The 17,393-nt window shown below is 65.9% G+C and carries 20 protein-coding genes; all 20 read right to left on the reverse strand.

Features of this window, described 5'->3' with window-relative positions:
- The 20 genes from AC0NID_RS23030 to AC0NID_RS23125 all read right to left on the reverse strand — a co-directional run bounded on the left by AC0NID_RS23030 (position 1) and on the right by AC0NID_RS23125 (position 17,380).
- The gene (locus AC0NID_RS23030) at positions 1-1,206 is read right to left on the reverse strand and encodes a hypothetical protein (protein WP_473457137.1); all 1,206 of its coding nucleotides are present in this window, start codon (positions 1,204-1,206) and stop codon (positions 1-3) included.
- Between the two features lie 129 nt (positions 1,207-1,335).
- Positions 1,336-2,079, reverse strand: a complete 744-nt coding sequence (locus tag AC0NID_RS23035) for a phage tail protein (RefSeq protein ID WP_473457135.1) — start codon at positions 2,077-2,079, stop codon at positions 1,336-1,338.
- Between the two features lie 16 nt (positions 2,080-2,095).
- Entirely contained in the window at positions 2,096-2,827 is a 732-nt protein-coding gene (locus tag AC0NID_RS23040) for a putative phage tail protein (protein ID WP_473457134.1), read from the reverse strand.
- The gene (locus AC0NID_RS23045; RefSeq protein ID WP_473457133.1) at positions 2,820-3,896 is read right to left on the reverse strand and encodes a baseplate J/gp47 family protein; all 1,077 of its coding nucleotides are present in this window, start codon (positions 3,894-3,896) and stop codon (positions 2,820-2,822) included. Before AC0NID_RS23045 ends, AC0NID_RS23040 begins: the two co-directional genes overlap by 8 nt.
- Positions 3,868-4,407, reverse strand: a complete 540-nt coding sequence (locus tag AC0NID_RS23050; protein WP_473457131.1) for a phage GP46 family protein — start codon at positions 4,405-4,407, stop codon at positions 3,868-3,870. The genes AC0NID_RS23045 and AC0NID_RS23050 overlap by 29 nt, the downstream gene beginning before the upstream one ends.
- Positions 4,407-4,856: a phage baseplate assembly protein domain-containing protein gene (locus AC0NID_RS23055; protein WP_473457130.1), complete on the reverse strand. Its 450-nt coding sequence runs from the start codon at positions 4,854-4,856 to the stop codon at positions 4,407-4,409. Before AC0NID_RS23055 ends, AC0NID_RS23050 begins: the two co-directional genes overlap by 1 nt.
- On the reverse strand, positions 4,853-5,914 hold the full coding sequence (locus tag AC0NID_RS23060) for a phage baseplate assembly protein (protein WP_473457129.1): 1,062 nt from the start codon (positions 5,912-5,914) through the stop codon (positions 4,853-4,855). Before AC0NID_RS23060 ends, AC0NID_RS23055 begins: the two co-directional genes overlap by 4 nt.
- A gap of 45 nt (positions 5,915-5,959) precedes the next feature.
- Positions 5,960-7,114 carry a DNA circularization N-terminal domain-containing protein gene (locus AC0NID_RS23065; RefSeq protein ID WP_473457128.1) on the reverse strand — a complete coding sequence of 385 codons (1,155 nt, stop codon included), beginning with the start codon at positions 7,112-7,114 and terminating at the stop codon, positions 5,960-5,962.
- The gene (locus AC0NID_RS23070; RefSeq protein ID WP_473457127.1) at positions 7,114-8,913 is read right to left on the reverse strand and encodes a phage tail tape measure protein; all 1,800 of its coding nucleotides are present in this window, start codon (positions 8,911-8,913) and stop codon (positions 7,114-7,116) included. Before AC0NID_RS23070 ends, AC0NID_RS23065 begins: the two co-directional genes overlap by 1 nt.
- A 139-nt stretch (positions 8,914-9,052) precedes the next feature.
- Positions 9,053-9,358 (reverse strand): phage tail assembly protein, encoded by a 306-nt coding sequence (locus AC0NID_RS23075; RefSeq protein WP_473457126.1) that lies wholly within the window; start codon positions 9,356-9,358, stop codon positions 9,053-9,055.
- Positions 9,359-9,360: 2 nt separating this feature from the next.
- Positions 9,361-9,726 (reverse strand): phage tail tube protein, encoded by a 366-nt coding sequence (locus AC0NID_RS23080; protein WP_473457125.1) that lies wholly within the window; start codon positions 9,724-9,726, stop codon positions 9,361-9,363.
- Positions 9,727-9,794: 68 nt separating this feature from the next.
- Positions 9,795-11,300: a phage tail sheath subtilisin-like domain-containing protein gene (locus AC0NID_RS23085; protein ID WP_473457124.1), complete on the reverse strand. Its 1,506-nt coding sequence runs from the start codon at positions 11,298-11,300 to the stop codon at positions 9,795-9,797.
- A 1-nt stretch (position 11,301) separates the two neighbouring features.
- Entirely contained in the window at positions 11,302-11,499 is a 198-nt protein-coding gene (locus AC0NID_RS23090) for a hypothetical protein (protein WP_473457123.1), read from the reverse strand.
- 3 nt (positions 11,500-11,502) lie between these two features.
- Positions 11,503-12,258 carry a hypothetical protein gene (locus AC0NID_RS23095; RefSeq protein WP_473457122.1) on the reverse strand — a complete coding sequence of 252 codons (756 nt, stop codon included), beginning with the start codon at positions 12,256-12,258 and terminating at the stop codon, positions 11,503-11,505.
- Entirely contained in the window at positions 12,255-12,677 is a 423-nt protein-coding gene (locus tag AC0NID_RS23100) for a hypothetical protein (protein ID WP_473457121.1), read from the reverse strand. Before AC0NID_RS23100 ends, AC0NID_RS23095 begins: the two co-directional genes overlap by 4 nt.
- 12 nt (positions 12,678-12,689) lie before the next feature.
- Positions 12,690-13,718: a major capsid protein gene (locus AC0NID_RS23105; protein ID WP_473457120.1), complete on the reverse strand. Its 1,029-nt coding sequence runs from the start codon at positions 13,716-13,718 to the stop codon at positions 12,690-12,692.
- 95 nt (positions 13,719-13,813) lie between these two features.
- The gene (locus AC0NID_RS23110; protein WP_473457119.1) at positions 13,814-14,482 is read right to left on the reverse strand and encodes a head decoration protein; all 669 of its coding nucleotides are present in this window, start codon (positions 14,480-14,482) and stop codon (positions 13,814-13,816) included.
- A gap of 45 nt (positions 14,483-14,527) precedes the next feature.
- Positions 14,528-15,571, reverse strand: a complete 1,044-nt coding sequence (locus AC0NID_RS23115; RefSeq protein WP_473457118.1) for a head maturation protease, ClpP-related — start codon at positions 15,569-15,571, stop codon at positions 14,528-14,530.
- Positions 15,552-15,848 carry a hypothetical protein gene (locus tag AC0NID_RS23120; protein ID WP_473457117.1) on the reverse strand — a complete coding sequence of 99 codons (297 nt, stop codon included), beginning with the start codon at positions 15,846-15,848 and terminating at the stop codon, positions 15,552-15,554. The genes AC0NID_RS23115 and AC0NID_RS23120 overlap by 20 nt, the downstream gene beginning before the upstream one ends.
- Complete coding sequence (locus AC0NID_RS23125; RefSeq protein ID WP_473457115.1) at positions 15,848-17,380, reverse strand: phage portal protein; 1,533 nt, start codon at positions 17,378-17,380, stop codon at positions 15,848-15,850. Before AC0NID_RS23125 ends, AC0NID_RS23120 begins: the two co-directional genes overlap by 1 nt.
- Positions 17,381-17,393: the final 13 nt, after the last annotated feature.

Below are 17,393 nucleotides of genomic sequence, written 5' to 3' on the forward strand. Positions count from 1 at the left end.
TTAAAACTCGTAGGTGAGGTTGGCCGTCCCGGCATTGAAGACGGGGGTCCCTTCGACGGTCGTCAGCCGGACGATGTCGAGGGCGCCGGCCAGGCTGACGGCGACATGCGCCAGATAGTATTGCCCGGCGCCGGTCCTGCCGGCATGGACCATCGCCAGCCAGGTGTTGGTGGCCGGGTCGATCAGCGTCAGTTCGACCATCCCGTGCAGAATGGTGGCGGCGCCGATCTGAACGCCGGTGACGGGGATCCTGGTGGCAACGCTGACCAGTTCGACATCGTCAATGGCGAGATTGCTGACCGTGCCGGTGTAGCCGGCGCTGGCTGGAACGCCACCGGTGCCGATGCGCAGCGAGATGGTGGCCGCGACATCGACGGACAGGCCGGCGAGGCCGACGCGGATGCGCCGAACGCCCGCCGGAATGGCCGAGAAATCGACAGATGTGCCCGATAGCGCGGCGACGATCGCCACGCCGACACCGCCATATTCCGGCTCCGTTGTCCCGGCCACCAGCGCCTTGCCACGCACGCCCTTGGCCAGCCGCTGCGGCCCGCTGGCGTCGCGGAAGATGATGTCGCCCTGCGTCGTCAGCAGCGCGGCGGATATTTTCCCCGCCAGCGCCGTCGTCATGGTCGCGGCGAAATTCGGATCGTCGGCGAGTGCCGCCGCCAATTCGTTGAGCGTGTCGAGCGTGCCAGGCGCAGCATCGACCAGGGCAGCCAGCGTCGCGTCGACATATTGCTTGGTTGCGGCCTGCAGCGCCGAGGCCGGGTCGCCGGGCAGGACCAGCGGTCCGGTCATGGTGTCGCCGGCCTTGAGCACGAGATTGGTCGGCAGCGCGGTGATGACGGCGGTGACGAAGGCGGGGATCGCCGCCAGTTCGGTGGCAACCTCCTCCTTGTTGTCCTCGAACAGGCCGGGGAATTCCTCGACGATCTTGGCGGCGATATAGGCCACCATCACATCGCGCAGCAGCGCCGGGCTGGTCGGGTCGAGTGTCTCGAGGTCGATGCCGGAGCCGATCAGAACCATGCGCAGATTGGCGAGGATGCGGTTCCAGTCGCCGGCGGTCAGCTTGGTCGAATCGGCATAGGAAAGCCCGTTGCGCGCCCAGGAGAAACCGTCGCGATGCGCGGCCTCGAGCCCGGCCGGCGCGGTCAGCTTCTTGACGACATCGAGGATGCCGAACAGGTCGGGTGCGGGCATTGAGTGAAGTCCTTAATGATGATGGTGAGACGCCACGGCCGAAGGCCGCAAGCCCGACCGGGCGTCGCGCCAAGTGGCGCGCCCCGCCGGAGGGCCGGCCGCCGGCAGGCGGCGATGCGGCCCGTGAGGCTAAACTTTGATGATGTAGAGAACGGCCTTGTTGCGCGGCCGGGTTTCGGCGTCGCCGGTCACCGCGTTCTTGAGGTCGAGCTCAATCCCTGACTGGTTGGAGTCGGAGCCATTGACGGTCACAGACTCGCCGGTTTTCGAAGCGCGGGCAAAACCGATTGCCGACGGGTTGCTGGCACTGGTCAGGGCGGCCAGCGAGCCGTCGCCCTTGATCTTTTGCGGCGTCGTGGTCTTCGGCGCCGCAGTGGCCCAATCCTGGAAGCCGCCGAGAGCGCGACCTGTGTCGATGCCTCGCGCATCGTCCCAGCCGCGCACGAACTCGCCGCGCAGGTCGGGCACATTGAAGGTGGTGACCGCGTCGCCCGCCCCCCATGCGATGCCGATGGCCGCGAACAGATCGGCATAGGTCGTGCGGCTGACCGCCTGGCCGTTGCATTTCAGCCAGCCGGACGGCGCGGTCTCGGCGGCGAACATCGAGACCGAGCCGGGCGGCACCTCGATCGACGGCGCACCGCCGGACGAGACCGCCGCCAGGAGCAGCGACAATGCCTGCCAGAGCTGCGTCGGGTCGGCGGGATCGGGCGTCAGGCCGGCCTGGGTGATGACCTTCAGGATCTCGTCCTGCGTGTCGTTCAGCACCTTGGCCGGCGGGATCGACCCGTCGAGGCCGGCCGCCTTGTTCTCATCCCAGTAGGGAACGCGGTCGTCCGTGGGCGGCGCGTTGCGCGGATTGACGAATTTCATTTGGATATCCCTTTGGTCAGGCGGAAAAGACGACTGTCGTCCACGCCGGCTTCAGCGTGTTGAACAGGCAGACCAGGTCGTCGGGCAGGCCGAGCTTGCCGAGCGGCGTCTCGCCCATCCGGCCGACACCCATCTGGAAGTAGGTGACGGGAACGCCGGGCACCTTGACGATCCAGACATATTCGGACGGAGAGCCGCCGCCGAGCGCTTCGGAGCCGCCCATGGCAGACGCGCCCATGCGAAAAGGCGTCGGCTCCTCGATGGTGATCTGATAGCCGGCGTCGGCGGCCAGCCGGATGAAATCGCCCGGCGTGATGGTGCCGCCCGAGCGGATCTTCATCAGCAGCGAGCGCATGCGTTCGTCGATGGTGGCGTCGGCCCCGAGGCATGGATCGGGCAGGCCGTATTCGAGCTCCCAGTCCTCCAGGCTGTCGACCAGGGTAATGGCGGTCGATTCGAGAGCGACCTGGAACAGGGCGCGATAGGCGTCGCCAAGGCCAGACGCGATCGCCCGCCAGAAGCGCGACAGCACCGACAGCGGGTCGAGCGCCTGATTGTCAGGCGTGCCCCACGCCGCACCCTTGGGCAGCAGCGCGGTCAGGAACCCTTCCGCCGTCTCGTCGTCCGGGTCGGACAGCACATCGACCTGCGACGGCGGCGCCGCATAGGCATTGTCGGGAGCGAAATGGAAGAAGGCGACATCGTCCTCGCCGAGATAGCGCGGCCAGCGCGGCGCCGGGTCAGACATAGCTGACGGTCCCGAGCACCGGCATCTCGCCGTCGATATAGGTGAAGTCGCCGGATGGCGCCACCAAGACGTGTCGGTCCTCGCCAACCGCCAGGCTGACCGCTTCCGACACCCAAGAGCGGGACAGCGTGAAGGGCTCCGCCGCGACGCCCGGACGGGCGCGCGTCCCCAGCATGGCCGTGATCGACGCGGAGATCGCCGCGCGGGTCGCAACGGAATCTGTGGCAAGGCCGGATATGGTGATGTCGAGCGGAACCGGAACCGGGGCCGAGACCGACAGTCCGGCGCGGATCAGCCGGCGCGCCTCGAGTTCTTCCTGGACGATGGCGATATCGCCGGATGTCGGAATGCCGTTGACGCGGCCCTCGAACAGGAACCAGACGCCAACCGTGCCGGGCGCGTCGGCGAAAGGATAGGCCCAGGCATGGGTGACGCCGGACACCTCCCGGGCGAACTGCTCGTAGTCGGAATAAGCACCTCCTTGGGGAGGACGCCGCTTGCGGTCGAGGATGCGCGCGCGCAGAGACTCGTCGGTTTCCGTATCCGCGCCGCCGCCGATGCCGCCGGCGGCGACCGTCGCCTCGAGGTCGAGGTTCGGGAACTGCGTCAGGTCGGCGCGCTGCACGGTTTCGCCGGCGGCGATGTTGGTAGCGACGCCATAGTCGTCGGAGACGATGGTCAGCGTCAGCAGGCCGGCCAGGTCGGAGCGCGCATCGGACACGGAGCGATAGAGCCGGTTACCGGCGATGAAGGCGATCCCCGCGGGATAGATCGTGTCGGCATAGCCGTTGAGCGTCACCACGCCCTCGGCGCGTGACATCGAATTGCGATAGATACCGAGCTCGGCGCCGTGCCGCTCCAAATGCTGGACGCTCGCCGTGGAGGCGAAGATCTGCTCGTAGAGCCAGGCGGCGCGCAGATGCATGTCGTGCAGCCCGGCGGCGACCGTCTTGACGATCGCCGTCAGGTTGTTCGGCCACACAAGCGCATCGGTGCCCGGCAAATAGCGGCGCAGGGCGCCGCGCAGCCGGGACGATATCTCAGTCGGCGAGAGGACGGTCCAGGCCACGCAATTGCTCCCAAAGGACGCCGAAGCGGCGATCGAAGACGACCGCGCCATCGCGGTCCTTCAACAGAATTTTCAGGTCGATGCGGCGCTCGGCCGGCAGCGCCGTTCCGGTCACCTCGGCCGACGACACCGCGCCCTGCTCGATCAATGGCTGCAGCGCCGCACGCGCGTAGTCTTCCGCCCGAAGCGCGGTGGCATCGCTGGCGGTCGACCGGCGCAGCAGCCAGAGCTTCGAGCCGATCGCCGCCTCGCCGAGATCGGTGCGCAGATCGAAACTGTCGCCCGGCCAGCCGCGGTTCTGTTCCCCCGGCGGCAGCTCGTCCGGCTCGACGCGGGCATCGGTCATCAGGCAAAGCAGCACGGCTGTGGCAAGTGCTGCCTTGGCGCGCAGGCCGCCGGCATTGGCCTTGTCGTCGCCGGCCAAGGCCCAGTCGCCTTGCGTGCCGTCCCAAAGCGTGTCCGGCGACAGCAGCGGCTCGCCATCGCCGGTGAGTGGAACAATCCGGATCATCAGTGCGAGTGATGGTTGGTGTTGCCGCCGGCGTCGATAATCGAGCCGGTCGCCGTTATGTTGCCGTCGACGTTGAGGTCGCCCTGCAAATTCCAGGTGCCGCCGGTCAGCGTGACAGTGCGCGAGCCGAAATCCATGGTCACGCCTCCAACGAAAAGCTTGATGATGTTGCCGGAGGCGTCATAGAGAGCCGACGCCCCGTCCGGCAGGTCGGGCCGGTGCCCGGCATGCTCGATCCCCATCAGCATCGCCTGCGTGCGCCGGCCAGGCATGACCATGGCGACGCCGATCGACCCAGCCGGAGGCCGGCTGGCGGCGCCATGCGGCTGGACGTAAAGCAGGTCCTTGAAGGTCTCACCCGCCAGCCCGCGACCGGAGATCAGCAGCTGGCCGTTGTCGAAGCGCGAACTGTCGGTCTCGAACCGCGTCAGATGGGCAGAGGATTTCATTGCGCCGAATACTCCGCCTTCGGTTCCGGCGCCGACCATCCCTTGCCGGATTTCGAACCGGACGAAGTGCCGCCGAGCGCGCGCGGATCGGTCAGCGTCAGCGTCGCCCGCGTGCCCTCGCCGTCGGCGCGCGTGTCCTGCGTCAGCTCCACCGATTTGATGACCATCATCTGGTCGAGATAGACGCGAGGATGCCTCACATACACCAGCCAGTTCGGCGTCCAGATCATCCCGCCTTTGTCGCGCCAGCCCGACACCGTGATGGTCGCAGTGACGGCGAGACCGGCCGCGGCGCGTGCTTCCCATTCGACCGCGTTCTTCATATGCGCGGTCGTCGCCTCGCCGTCGAGCACGACGATCCTTGGCCTGTCGCGGCCGACCGATGCATCGCTGGCCTTGGCTTCCGGGCGCATTGCCTGCGGTGTCGTGCCGCGCGATTGCTGCCCGCGCACGACGACCGGGTTGAACCGGCCCTGCCCCGAGAACTCGGCGCCGCCCGATATGATATTGACGCCGGCAGCCAGGCCGCCCGAATGCGAGCCCTCCGGCTTTTTGACGATCCGCAACTTGCCTTCCGGCGTGTCGTGAATAACAGCGGCTTCCGCGCGCGCCAGCGGCTCCAGCGTCGAGTAAAGCGATTCTCCAGGCTCGATCTGATGCTTGGCGATGGTCTCGAACGACCCCTTGGCCTCGATGCCGATGCCCAGATTATCGAAGGCCTCGCCGATGCCCTTGATATCCTTGTTTTCGACCAGGCCGGTCTTGTGCAGGATCGAGGTTTCGACCGCGTCGACCGTGCGAGAAACCAGCGAGATCGCCACGCGCCAATCGTCCGATCCCTGGTCGGGGCTCAGATCCCTGACATAGCCGGTGAGCAGCAAAGTGCCACTAGCCGAGAGCGTCGCCTTGGTGTCCGGCCATGGCGGTTCCACGCCCGGAGGAATGTGCCCATTGACGACAGCGGTGCGGACCGCCTCCTCGGCCGAGATCGAGATCGAGACATCCTGCCAAGGCAGGAACAGGCCGCCCGCCTGAATGGCAATGGTCTCAAGCGGCAAGGCACGATCCTCTCAGGCCGCCCCGTGGCGGCTGCGTGTACACGTTTAAGGCGCAATGGCCTCGAAACTGATCGGCATGGCGGCCGGCGTGGCGACGCTGTTGCGGCGCGCCAGCTCTTCAGCCCTGCCGGCATCGCCGTAAAGCGCATAGGCCAGCGCCGTTGCCGGCAGCGATATCTCGGTCTGGACGTTGACCAGCGGCGCCCGGTTGGCGGCGACGTCGCTCAAATCTGAGGCGGCTGTCGCGGCAATGTCGGACAGCCATTCATTGACCGCAACGTCGAGGCCGCTCGACAGCGCCTCGAGCACCGGATCAACGACCGGAGCAATGCGATCGCGGGCGCGCCGAGCGTCCTGTCGGGCAAGGTAGTCGGCGGCGGCAAGCGTCTGGCAGAAGCCTGCGGCGAAGGCCGCGGCGGACACCAGGTCGAACACATCGGTGCCGGCCGAATTCTTAGTGACAGAAGACTGGGCGGCGTCAGCGAAGGCTTCGGCCGCCTCGGCAGGGCTTGCGGCGTCGGCGATGGCTGCGGTGGTCGAGACGATGGCGTCGGCAATGGCCGCGGCCTGCGCCACCGGCTCATCCGCCAGGCGCGTGATCGTCGCGATGGCGTCGGCGATGGGGGGCCGCTTTTCAGCCGGCAGTTCGGCAATGTCGGCGATTTCCGTCAGCCTGGAAGCCGCGGTGGCGACCGCGACGGCAGAGGATGCCGCCTGGCCCGTGGCGACATCGCGCATGCGGAAGGCGGCGGCTTGGCTGATTGTGTCGACACCCGCAGCGATCAGTGAGGCGATGGCCAGTGCGCCGGGTACCGCCTCGAACGGCAGCGAGGCCACGCCGGCCGCGATGAACTCGATGTCGAAGCCGACATAGCCGGCGCGGCTGCGCTCACGCGACATTGACCAGCGCGGCACCCTGACCAGCACCGGGCCACCCATCGGCAGCACCAGCGTGGCAGCGCCAGACGCGTTGAGCGCCGCGATGAATGTGCTGGCATTGGTGTCGGCCGCGTCACCGGCGACATAGGCACTGAGCGAAAACCGCCTGACGGCACCGCCCATGTCCTCGGTGACGTGCAGGTCGGAATAGGCGATCGGCGAGACGGCGACGCGCCGTCCGCCCTCGGCGTCTTCGTAGTCGACGAAGAACGGCACGGCGCGAAACGAGGCGGGCCGGAAGGCTTTCAGCCAGTCGCGCATCAGCGTGGCCCCATCGCGCGGCCGGCATCGGAGCGGCCGGTGTCGGCGCGCACCGGCTTGAGAGAGCCGATCGGTCGCGACAGATCTGCGGCGGCGCTGCGGGCGGCGGCAGCGAGGCTGTTGGCACCAGAGACGATCGCCGCCTCGAGCTTGCTCGCAACCGCTGCCAATGTGTCGGCACCAGACTTGATGCTGTCGCCGGCCTGCCTGCCGCCGTCGACCACCGACGATGCCGTCTCGACACCGGCTCCCTTCAGGTCGGCGGCCGCGGCGGACGTGGCCCGCTCCATCGCGCTGAAGTCGATCTCGTTATCGAAGAAGCCGGCCGGCTTCTGCTCGAAACCGCCGCTGCGCACGGCGGCTGCATGCCCGCGCCCGTAGAGCCGGTATTGCTCGGCCGTATCGGGCGCGACGGGGCGCGCGGTCGGCAGCGGGATGCGCCCGGGCTGGTCCTGACGCCGCGAAGGCAGTTCAGGGCTGGCGCTCATCGGCCCCTTGGCGGCGATCAGGCCCTCGGGCGAACGCCAGCCGCCCTGAAAAGCCTTCAGGCCCTGGTCCTGGTTGTCGAAGCCGTTGCGCGCCCACCACATGCGCTTTTGCCAGAACGTCATGCCTTCCTTGTCGAGCTGCGCGTTGATGAACTGCGCCTTGTCCATGTTTGAGCTGACGAAATCCATGGCGCCCGTTGCCGGGCCGGCAATGCCGCCGCCGATGGCTCGCTTCATTCGCTCCCATGATGCCGCCATGAGGTCGATCTTCGACTGGTTGTCGGCGAGGATGCGGCCGAGATCGCGCATCGTCGAGCCGTCGACATTCTCCAGCGATTTCTGGAAACCATCCATGGCGTCGCGCCCCTGGATCAGGGCGCGCATGCCCTGCATGAACTGCGCATCGGTGAACAGCTGCGGGATCTTCGACAGATCGCCCTTCAGCGCGCGGTTGGTCAATTCGATGAACACGTCGATCAGGTCGCGGCCTTCCTTGCGCGCCTTGGCCATTTCCTTGCGCAGGTTGACGCCGAACTTCGCGAAGGTCTTCGCCGTCTGGTCGGACTCCATCTTCTGCAGCACGTTCTGCAGATTGGTGGCGGCGGAGCTGGCGTCGCCGGTCTGCAACCGCACCGTCTGCAGCATCGACGCCAGCTTGCCCAGCCCCTTCTCGCCCTCGTAGCCGAGCGCGGCCATGGCTGGCGCCAGCGACGGCAGGTACTGAGCCATGTCCTTCAACTCGAACTTGCCCTGCTTGCCCGACGTCACCAGGATATCGAAGGCGCGCTGCATGTTGTCGCCGGTAAACTTGAACGAGCTGCCGATAGCGTCCGCCGTGGTGGCGATATCGGCGATCTCGGCACCGGCCGCCTGCGCCGTGGCGGCGACCGACGGCAGGAAGGACATCGCATCGTCGAGACTGCGGCCGGAGGCGACCAGTGCTTCGAGGCCGTCGGTGACGCTGTCCTGCGTCATCCGGTAATCGAGCGCGGCGCGATCGACGCTGCGGAACATCTCGCCAAGCTTGTCCTTGCCGGCGTCAGCGTTGATGGCGATGCGGTTCAGCCGGCGTTCGGCGCTGGCGAAGTTGGTCACCATCGCGGCAGCACCACGCGCCGCACCGTAGGCGACGAGACCGCGAACGGCGTTGGCGGCAATCATGCTGTTGCGCGCCATAATCCCCTGCGTCTTGTTGAACGCCAGCGCCTTCTGGTTGACCTGGTTGAGCTTGCCGGACAGCTGGCCGAAAGCGCCCATCGGGCCGAGCTTCGCCGACAGGCGCAGAATAGCCTCGATCGTGCGGTTGCTCATTTTTTCGGCCTGCGCTTCAGGAATTCAATGCCGCGCCCGTGCAGCGCGGCAATCTCGGAAAATGTCATCGGCAAAACCACGGACGGCTGCCAGCCGAAGAAGAACAGGAGATCGTCGGCCTGGATGCCGACGATGTCGTCTACTTGCCGTCCTGCGACGCGGTAACCATAAAAAAACCGATCACCGCGTCGCGCACCAGCCGGGCGTCGGCCAGCGAGAGCGCGCCAAGCTTTTCGATCCCCGGCGCGGTGACGCAGCGGCGAACATAGGCGGCGACGGTATCGACATTCTCGATCACGACATTGTTGCCGGCGGCGCGTTGAACCTCGTACGGTTCGCCCAAGGCAAGAAGATCCTCGAAACGCGGCTCGCGCAGGGTGACACTATCGAAAGGCTCGCCATGCGCCTCGTAGCGCTTGGACAGTGGAACGACCTTGTCGGCCATGGTCAGATCTTCTTGTAGGCACGGGCGAGCAGCGCGACGCCGGTGACCTCGCCTGTAGCGCGGTTGACGGAAGGCCGGCCAGTGAACGCGGCTTCGGTCCATAAATGCTGCGCGCCGTTGAAGCTCTCGTTGAGAGTGACGTTGAAGCCCGAGGCGCGCATCAGCCGGTTCCAGTCGTCGGCGCTCATGTCCTCGAAAGTGAGATTGGCCCCATAGCCGGTCGGCGTGACCGTGCGATAGACCGAGCCGTCCTGGTTGGCATTGCCTTCGATGTTGACGTTGGACGGCATGATCTCGGCCGCGCCGCGCACCACGATCCGGTCACCTGTCGACATGGCGAATGTCATTTCACCGCCGAAATTCTGCATTTTTCCATTCCCTTAGCGAGAGTGTGAGGAAGAGCCGAAGCCGCAAAGCCGGTGCGCGGCCGTGAGGCCTAACGATACTGGCTGTAGAGCCTCGCGTTGGCGGCGATCACGTCGAGCGCGTTGACGCGATCGATCGGCGCCAGGATGTCGACGCGGTTGGCGTTTTCGGTGTTGCGCTGGACGACCAGCCGATCGGCGAAACCTCGCGCGTTCTCGAGGACTCCCTGCGCCTCCATCGTCTCGGCGGCGTGGACCAGCGTCGCCTTGATCGACTTCGGGGTCGACAGCGCGCCGAGGCCGCCGGGGTTTTCATCGGCAAGCGCCTTCTGGCCGTGCTCGTAGGACAGTTGCGCCCGGAAGAAACGCAGGATGGCAACGAGCTGGCCGATCGCCTGGATATCGCGGAAGGTCTCGTCGGGCTGCGCGTTGGCGTCCTTCTGGTAGGTGGTGATGACCTTGTCGATCGCGACGCGGCCGTCGGATGTGATGATGAAGGAGGAGATGCCGGAACGCAGCAGCGTGTTGCGGCCGGCATAGGTCGGCACCGTGGCGCGGTTGCGCTGTGCCTTGACGCCCTCGACGACGAGGCCGGTCTGGTTGCGCGAGACGTTGCCGGTGACGCCGTCAGCCAGCCACGGCACGATGCGTGAGACGAGGCCGGCCGCCCATAGCCAGGCCGGCGTCGCATTGCCGGCCGCGGCGATGCGCGGCAGGATGGTGAGGTGCCGGTCGTTGAGCGACAGGCCGAGCGTAGTCAAGGCCGAGGTCGAGCCGGTCGACGGCGCGAAGACATGGCCGTAGACCTGCCTGTTGTAGGCCCAGCGGCCGGATGTGTCGTTGAGTAGCGAGGCGTAGCGGCCGATATTGGTCGCGTCGGCGAAGGACGAGACGATCCAGTCGAACGGATCGTCGCCGAGCGCCGCGAGCGCCGCCGACAGGTCGGGATCGCCGGTGCCTGCGACAGTGTTGGTCAGCGTCAATGCGGTACTGGCAAAGGCGTTGGAGGAGATCGTCGTCGGCACGTAAAAATCGAGATCGGCGAAGATGGCGCCGACATGCCGCGCGGTGGTGGTCACGGTATCGGTCGCGACCGTCGCCGTCACCGGCAGCGAGGCGCCGGTCAGCGGATTGAAATAAGCGTTGATCGCGGCGGCAAGTGCTGCGGCAACGGTGTTGACGCTGTCGCCGGCGGCGATATCCACCTGGACCGACTCGCCCGCGATCTCGATCGTGCCGACGCCGCCGCCGGCCGGCACCGAATTGACCTTGATGGTGTCCGCGCGGGCGACACCAACGGCCGCCGCGGCGACGATCCAGGTCTCCTGCACCGGGGCGTTGAGGAAGGCGACGCGGGCCATTTCGGCCAGCATCGAGCCGGCGCCGGCAAGGGCAACCGCCTCCTGCGCAGAACCGATCGCCTGCGGTACGTTGTCGGCGATCGCGGCCCCTGTGTTCTTGTGGCCGATCAGGAGCAGCCGAGATTCCGACTGGTAGCTGCCGCCTGACGTGACCTCGAAGGCGAAGAGCGGCGCGACCAGGCCGGCGCCGGGGATGTTGTTGAACTCGATGCCCATTTCATTTCTCCTTGCGCTTGCCTGCAGCCGGGACGGCAGGCGCTTCGACGGTCAGCGAGCCGTCATTGATGAGCTGCATCCAGACAGGATCCTCGCGGTCGATGGTCTGGCCATCGGCCGGGAAATCGGTGTTCGGCCGGAACGGATGCGGCAGGCGGTGCGAAGCGTCCGCAAGCCTGGCGAAGACGAAATTGGCCATGGTCTACTCCTCGATGTCGGAAAACGGCGGCTCGACCGCTTCGGCGGTTCCAGCCTGGCCGGACACGCCGGCCTGCTTCACCTCGAAGGCGATGGTGTCGATGACCGGCAGCACTGCCGCCGCCGCGAACTGCGCGGCCATATTGTCGAGCGTCGCCCGGGCGTAGGAATTTTCGGGCAGGAGCGCCGCGATTGCGGCAGCCGGCGACGGCAGGCCGCCCGCTTGGGAGAATTCGTCGTCGGGTATCTGGCAGTCGAACAGCATGGTCGTGCGCTGCCAGCGCAGGCCGAGCTCAGGGACGGCAAACCCTTCCTCGTCGATGCTGTCGATGGCCATCACGGCGCGGCGGAAGATCGCGCCGGTCGGCCCCTGCGTCAGCACGTAGCGGACCTGCGCGCAAAGTGCCGACAGCACGATGCGGGCCTTCGGATCGGAGCCGGCCATGGCGTCGACGAATTCGGCGCCGTCATCGTCCTTCGCCGCCACCGCCAGTTCGGCGACGACTTCGAGGATGGTGCTGCCGTTGCGGGCAACGCTGCCCTGCCCTGCCCCGCGGCGCGGCGATTGCGACCGGCGGGTGAACAGCGAAAGAACCGGCGTGTATTCCTTGCCGGCATCGAGCAGATCGACCGACGGCCGGCGGCTGTCGAAGACGCGGTCACGCGCCAGGGTCGGCATAGCCGTTTCGGCAAGCAGGGCAGCGGTCGGGCACAGGCTTTCGACAGCCGCCAGCCGGACGATCTCTGCGGCGATGGTCATGGTCTGCCCTTGGTGCGGTTGACGAAGATGGCCAGCCTTTTGCCGCCGTCGACCGGAACGGCGGCGACGACGAAGCGACCTTTCTCGCCGTTCTCGCCCCAGACGATCTGGTCCTCGACCTTCACCGGCTCGGGCCAGTCGGTCGACAGCGCGGTGATGACCGCCTCATGCGCCGGCATTTCGCGCGCACGCTCCCGATCCGACATCAGCATGGAAGGATGTGAAAATCCCGGCGTGAGGGCGGCTGGCCCGAAATGGATCGAGCCGACGAATGGAAAACCCGCGCGGTCGGGATCGGCCATGCGGGTCTCGTTGACGCCGACGCGCCGCGCCGTCGGCACGACGCGGAAGCTCTCGCGGTCGAAGACTTCGGCGACGGTCGATTCCGTCGCCGCCAAAGCCTCGTTCCAGTCGATCATCGCAAGTCTCGATCAGGTGTTGCGCGCGCCCATCAAAGCACCAGGACGCGTGCAGAGCTGCAGCGCATTCATCTGCAATTCGCCGTTGATGCCCTTGTCGTTGGGCATCGGCCACTGCTTGGCATAGAGACGCTCGCCGAGCGTGTTGACGGTCTCCATGTAATCGGCCGGCGACTGGTAGGTCTTGAACAGGTTCGGCACGCCGACCGGGAAAAAGCGCGCCTTGAGTGTATCGATGCCGACGCCCTCGCCATCGATCTCGCCATAGTTCTCGAAGACGATGCCGCCGAATTCGAACATCGGGTTTTCCGAGCGGTTCTTGCCGATATACGATTCGCGCAGGATCTGCGCTTCGGACCAGCCCTTGTAGGTGTCTCGCACTTCCTTGTGGGTAAGCAACTGGTCGAAGAAGGTGTCGCCGACGAAGGAATGGACCTGGGTGAACGGCACCGCACCCAGCCTTTTCTTCATGGCGCGGATCACCTTCGTGGCCTTCTGGCGAAGTATGCCGTCGGCGGGATTGGGGTTGTCGAGGTCGAAATCGACCTCGGTTTCTTGGTTGACGCCGAATTCGGTGAACAAGTTGAGCGTAGAGCCGTCGGCATAGGTGATGATGCCGGTGATCGCACCGAGGCGCGCATGCTCCTCGGTCAGATCCATGTCGGACGTGTTGGCGGAAATCACGTCGCCGACGATCTGCTGCACCGTGGCGAGTTGGTCCGAAGTGCCGCGGGCGCGGACATTCTGCACCTGGTCGGCGTAAACTGCCCAGTCACGCTGGAAATGCGGCACCTTGAAATCGGTCATCTTGCGCTTCGGCATGTCGCGCGTCTCGCCGGGGCCGCCGCGCGGTGACGGCTTGACGAGCTGCAGGATGTCGCCGACGCGCTCGATGGCGATCGAGGTCGTGGTGACCGGGTTCGCGGAGAACAGGCCCATCTGGCCGATGCGGCCCGGCCGGTATTTCAGGTCGTTGACGAAATCGGTCAGCGACGTGCAGCTGAACGCATCGTTTTTGAAGATGTCGAGAATGTTTTCCATTTGTCTGGTTTCCCTGGAAATCCTGCCTGGCAGGAGATGGTCGGCGCGGCTGACCGCGGGCTCAATTCAAAGGCCGGCGGTCACCCGCCGCACCGTCAGTTGCGGATGATGATGCCGCGCGCCTCGAGCGCCTGGACGGCGTCGGCCTTCTGGGCGGCGGTGATGCCTGCCGGCCATTCGATCTGATGGCCGTTGACTTCCGCGTCGCGGGCGATGATGGCGATGGCCGCCGTTGCGTCGGCAGGCGTCACGACGCCGTAGAGCGCGATGGCGACCGCGACCTCCGAACCGTCCACGCCGGCCGGGTTGTAGGCGACATGCTGGAAATCTTCGGCATCAGCCTCGACCGTTACAGTGAAACGATCGCCGGCAACGAAGTCGGTGGCATCGGCGATGGTGAACTTGATTTCCTTGTTGAAGGCTACGCCAACGGTGGCCTTGCCGATCGATTTGCCGTTCGGGTCGGTCACCTCAAAGGTGCCACCATTGGTCGCCGGCTCGGTGCAGATGATGTTGTAGACCCCGTCCTTCACCTTGGACGAGACGGCGGGATCGGCAAGCGTCAGCGCGCCGCCGCCGGCAGTGTTGCCGGCATCGGCTGCGGCAACGGCAGTCACACCTGCCACGACAGCGATCCGGCCGAGCACGGTGCCGGCAAGAAGCGTCTGCAAAAAGGCGATCGTGGCGTTCTCACGCGAGCGGTGGAAGTTCGCCTCGCTGAGCAGGAATTCGCCGGCATGCCGGCCTTCGGTAACAGTCGTCATGGCTTCAGCCTTTCACGAGTGAGAGTGGAGTGCGCGAAAGGCTGGTCAGCCGTTGCGCTTGTTGATGCGCTCGGCCGCCTTGGACCAGCCTGCCGAGGCCTCAGCGGGTTTCTGGCCGCCCGGCAGCGAAAGTGCGGTGAGCCGCTGCTGCTCATAAGCCTTCTGGTCGGCTTCACCGGCTTTCGGCGCCGCCGAGAGCGCCGCCTTAATCTCTTCGACCGAGAGCTGCGTCGCGACCAGTGTATCGGCAAGCGCCTCGCGGCCCTTGGCCTCGTCCAGTGCCATTACCGCCGTGCGCCGGGCACGATCGGCAGCGATGGCGTCGGCAGCAGCCTTGGCAAGCGCCGTCGCATGTGAGGTCTTCATCTGTTCAAGCTCGGCGGCCAAGGCGTCCGCCCGTTCTTTCTCCGTCATGGAATTCTCCTCTTGCTGACGGTTGGTGTCGGCGGACTTCGCCGCTGGCGAACTGGCCGCTTCGTGCGACCAGCCGTTCTTCTTGGCCAGAGCGGTGAGCCGCTTTGGCGCATGCGCGTAAATTCGATAGTCGAAGGCAGCGACGGCGCCAGCCTTGTCATCGCCGGCATCATCCGCGAACCCTTGCTCGACCGCTTCGGCGGCTGTCAGCCAGGTCTCGCGCTTCATGATCTCGCGGCACTGGTCGGCCGTCAGGCCGGACTTGGCCGCATAGACACGGGCGTAGGCGGTTGCCAACGCCTCGAGGCCTTCGATTGACTTGGCGTGATCGTCGGACGTGCCGAAGGTGATGCCGGACGGGTCATGGATCATCATGATCGACCCCTCGGCCATGGTTACCGTTTCGCCTGCCATGGCGATCAGCGACGCGGCCGATGCCGCAATACCCTCGACGACAACAACCGTGCGGCCGCCGCGGCGGGCGAGCAGCGCGTGGATTGCAGCGCCCTCAGTGGCAATGCCGCCGCCGGAATTCAGTCGGACAGTCAGTTCGGCATCGTCATCGATCTGCGCGAGCAAGATGACGACCTCGGAATAGGTGAAGCTGTCGCCAAACCACGCGTCGCCTACATCGCCGGAGAGCGTCAGCTCGCCGTCAGCAAGAATTGCCGCCATTGGGATATCCTCGGGTGAAACGCATGGATTTCGCGAAACGCGACCGCTTACCGCTCTTGGCCGAGCAAGCCGCGGCGAGCCGCATCAGTTCGGCATCGAGCGCGGCGATACTGGCAACCGAAACCCGGACGCGCTGATGTGTCACCGGCGAGCGGACTTCGGTCTCTTCAACCCGCTCGCCGGCAAGCAGTTTCAGCTTTGCCGCGTATAGCGCTTGGTAGAGCGCGCACGGGTCTTCCGCGTCGACTTCAACGCCGGCGATCTTGATTGTGGACATCAGGCGGCGGCCTTTGCCGGCTCTGCCGGTTCTTCTGTCGCGGCCGAGGCACCATTGCGAGGCACGAACGGCGAAGGCATTCCCGCGTCCAGATAATGCTGATGCTCGCGCTTGCGCTGTTCGAACACTTCATCGGGGTCGTAACCAAGCTCGGCGCATTCCGCCGCCAAGGTGGAGGTTCCGTTGACCAGGCGCTCGGTCGAGGCTTTGGCGCTTTTGCCGTCATCAGCGGACGGCTTGGCCGGGCCTTGCCACAAAGCCCACGACGCCAGATCCCTGTTGGCGGCAAACGCTTTGTAGCCACCCTTGAACGGAATGCGGCCTTCGCCGACATACTCGTCGAGCCAGTTCTCATAGGTTGCGTGGCAAATCGGCCCGGCAATGCGTTCGCGGCGGCGCACCACCACCGGCCAGATCGAAGAATTTTCCATCCGCGTCGACGAATAGGTCGCATTGCTGTGATCCATCGTCAGTCCGCCGTAGGTGATGCCGATGGCACGCGCCATGTCACGCGACAGCGCCTGCCACACCGGCAGGAATTGCGGACCCGGAGTCTTCGCGCCATGCAACATAAACTCTTCGCCAGGCGCCAGATGCGAGATCCGCGGATCGCCGGAAACCGTGATATCCCCTTCGCGAGCCCGCTCAAGCGCACCGCCGAAATAGGCGAGAAACTCGTCGCGCAGATCGGCATTGTCGTCGGGCAAAGCCTCCAAAGCTTCAAAGGCTTCCTTCGAAGGCGACGCGCTGGTCAATGTCGCTGCGAAGATCGTCTGCAGGATCTGGGTCTGGATCGTGGTGTCGACGAGGATCTCGTGCTGGATGTGCTGGCGAAAAGCCGGGGCCATGCGCGAGATGCCGCGAACGTCGGTGGCATCCATAGGGTCGAAGGCGTGAATGACGACAGGTCGGCCGTCAGTGTCGACCGCCGGGTAATCTCGCCTCTCGACAATGCCGGTGTTGCGCTCTTCGAACCGGTAGTGCGTCGGCCGGCCGTTCGCGTCGTGAAAGACGCCCTGGAACAAACCCTCGAATTCGCTAGAGTCCTGCACCAGTCGGGTCGGCGGCACCATGCAGAGCTTGGTGCCGCTCCTGATGCCGTATTGCTGGCGCGTCGCTGCGCTCATGTAGGACATGACGCCGGTGGCTTCGCCATAGGCCATGTCCCAGCGCAGCGCGATGTCGACCAACTGCGGCAGCGTGAACTTGCCGCGCAGGTCGCATTCGCGCGGGCTCCACGACCAGCGCTTCCACTCCTCCTTGACCAACTTGATCCAGTCGGCGGTTTCCTTTTCGCTCCAGCCGAGACGGGCGAGATTGGGCTGCGGGTTGAGCACCAGCTCGACACCCACGGTGTCGGCAATGACCTGGTCTGCCGCACCGCGCAGGCGGCCTGAGTTCTGGATCAGGTCGACGGCGATGCCGGCGGAACGGCGCCATGCCTGGCGGATGTCATCGCGACTTTCTCGAAGAATGGCTGGCCTGGTGTTGATGATGCCAGAGCGGCTGTCACGCAGGTAGGACGCCGTCATAGGTCGGCGTTGG

Source organism: Mesorhizobium sp. WSM4821, assembly GCF_055901555.1.

What these genes read in the sequence shown, in the direction of transcription:
- AC0NID_RS23085 (WP_473457124.1), bottom strand. Translation starts at nt 11,300, where the DNA reads ATGGGCATCGAGTTCAACAACATCCCCGGCGCCGGCCTGGTCGCGCCG.
- AC0NID_RS23040 (WP_473457134.1), bottom strand. Translation starts at nt 2,827, where the DNA reads ATGTCTGACCCGGCGCCGCGCTGGCCGCGCTATCTCGGCGAGGACGAT.
- AC0NID_RS23120 (WP_473457117.1), bottom strand. Translation starts at nt 15,848, where the DNA reads ATGTCCACAATCAAGATCGCCGGCGTTGAAGTCGACGCGGAAGACCCG.
- AC0NID_RS23110 (WP_473457119.1), bottom strand. Translation starts at nt 14,482, where the DNA reads ATGACGACTGTTACCGAAGGCCGGCATGCCGGCGAATTCCTGCTCAGC.
- AC0NID_RS23030 (WP_473457137.1), bottom strand. Translation starts at nt 1,206, where the DNA reads ATGCCCGCACCCGACCTGTTCGGCATCCTCGATGTCGTCAAGAAGCTG.
- AC0NID_RS23100 (WP_473457121.1), bottom strand. Translation starts at nt 12,677, where the DNA reads ATGATCGACTGGAACGAGGCTTTGGCGGCGACGGAATCGACCGTCGCC.
- AC0NID_RS23090 (WP_473457123.1), bottom strand. Translation starts at nt 11,499, where the DNA reads ATGGCCAATTTCGTCTTCGCCAGGCTTGCGGACGCTTCGCACCGCCTG.
- AC0NID_RS23050 (WP_473457131.1), bottom strand. Translation starts at nt 4,407, where the DNA reads ATGATCCGGATTGTTCCACTCACCGGCGATGGCGAGCCGCTGCTGTCG.
- AC0NID_RS23105 (WP_473457120.1), bottom strand. Translation starts at nt 13,718, where the DNA reads ATGGAAAACATTCTCGACATCTTCAAAAACGATGCGTTCAGCTGCACG.
- AC0NID_RS23095 (WP_473457122.1), bottom strand. Translation starts at nt 12,258, where the DNA reads ATGACCATCGCCGCAGAGATCGTCCGGCTGGCGGCTGTCGAAAGCCTG.
- AC0NID_RS23065 (WP_473457128.1), bottom strand. Translation starts at nt 7,114, where the DNA reads ATGCGCGACTGGCTGAAAGCCTTCCGGCCCGCCTCGTTTCGCGCCGTG.
- AC0NID_RS23125 (WP_473457115.1), bottom strand. Translation starts at nt 17,380, where the DNA reads ATGACGGCGTCCTACCTGCGTGACAGCCGCTCTGGCATCATCAACACC.
- AC0NID_RS23070 (WP_473457127.1), bottom strand. Translation starts at nt 8,913, where the DNA reads ATGAGCAACCGCACGATCGAGGCTATTCTGCGCCTGTCGGCGAAGCTC.
- AC0NID_RS23075 (WP_473457126.1), bottom strand. Translation starts at nt 9,358, where the DNA reads ATGGCCGACAAGGTCGTTCCACTGTCCAAGCGCTACGAGGCGCATGGC.
- AC0NID_RS23080 (WP_473457125.1), bottom strand. Translation starts at nt 9,726, where the DNA reads ATGCAGAATTTCGGCGGTGAAATGACATTCGCCATGTCGACAGGTGAC.
- AC0NID_RS23115 (WP_473457118.1), bottom strand. Translation starts at nt 15,571, where the DNA reads ATGGCGGCAATTCTTGCTGACGGCGAGCTGACGCTCTCCGGCGATGTA.
- AC0NID_RS23035 (WP_473457135.1), bottom strand. Translation starts at nt 2,079, where the DNA reads ATGAAATTCGTCAATCCGCGCAACGCGCCGCCCACGGACGACCGCGTT.
- AC0NID_RS23055 (WP_473457130.1), bottom strand. Translation starts at nt 4,856, where the DNA reads ATGAAATCCTCTGCCCATCTGACGCGGTTCGAGACCGACAGTTCGCGC.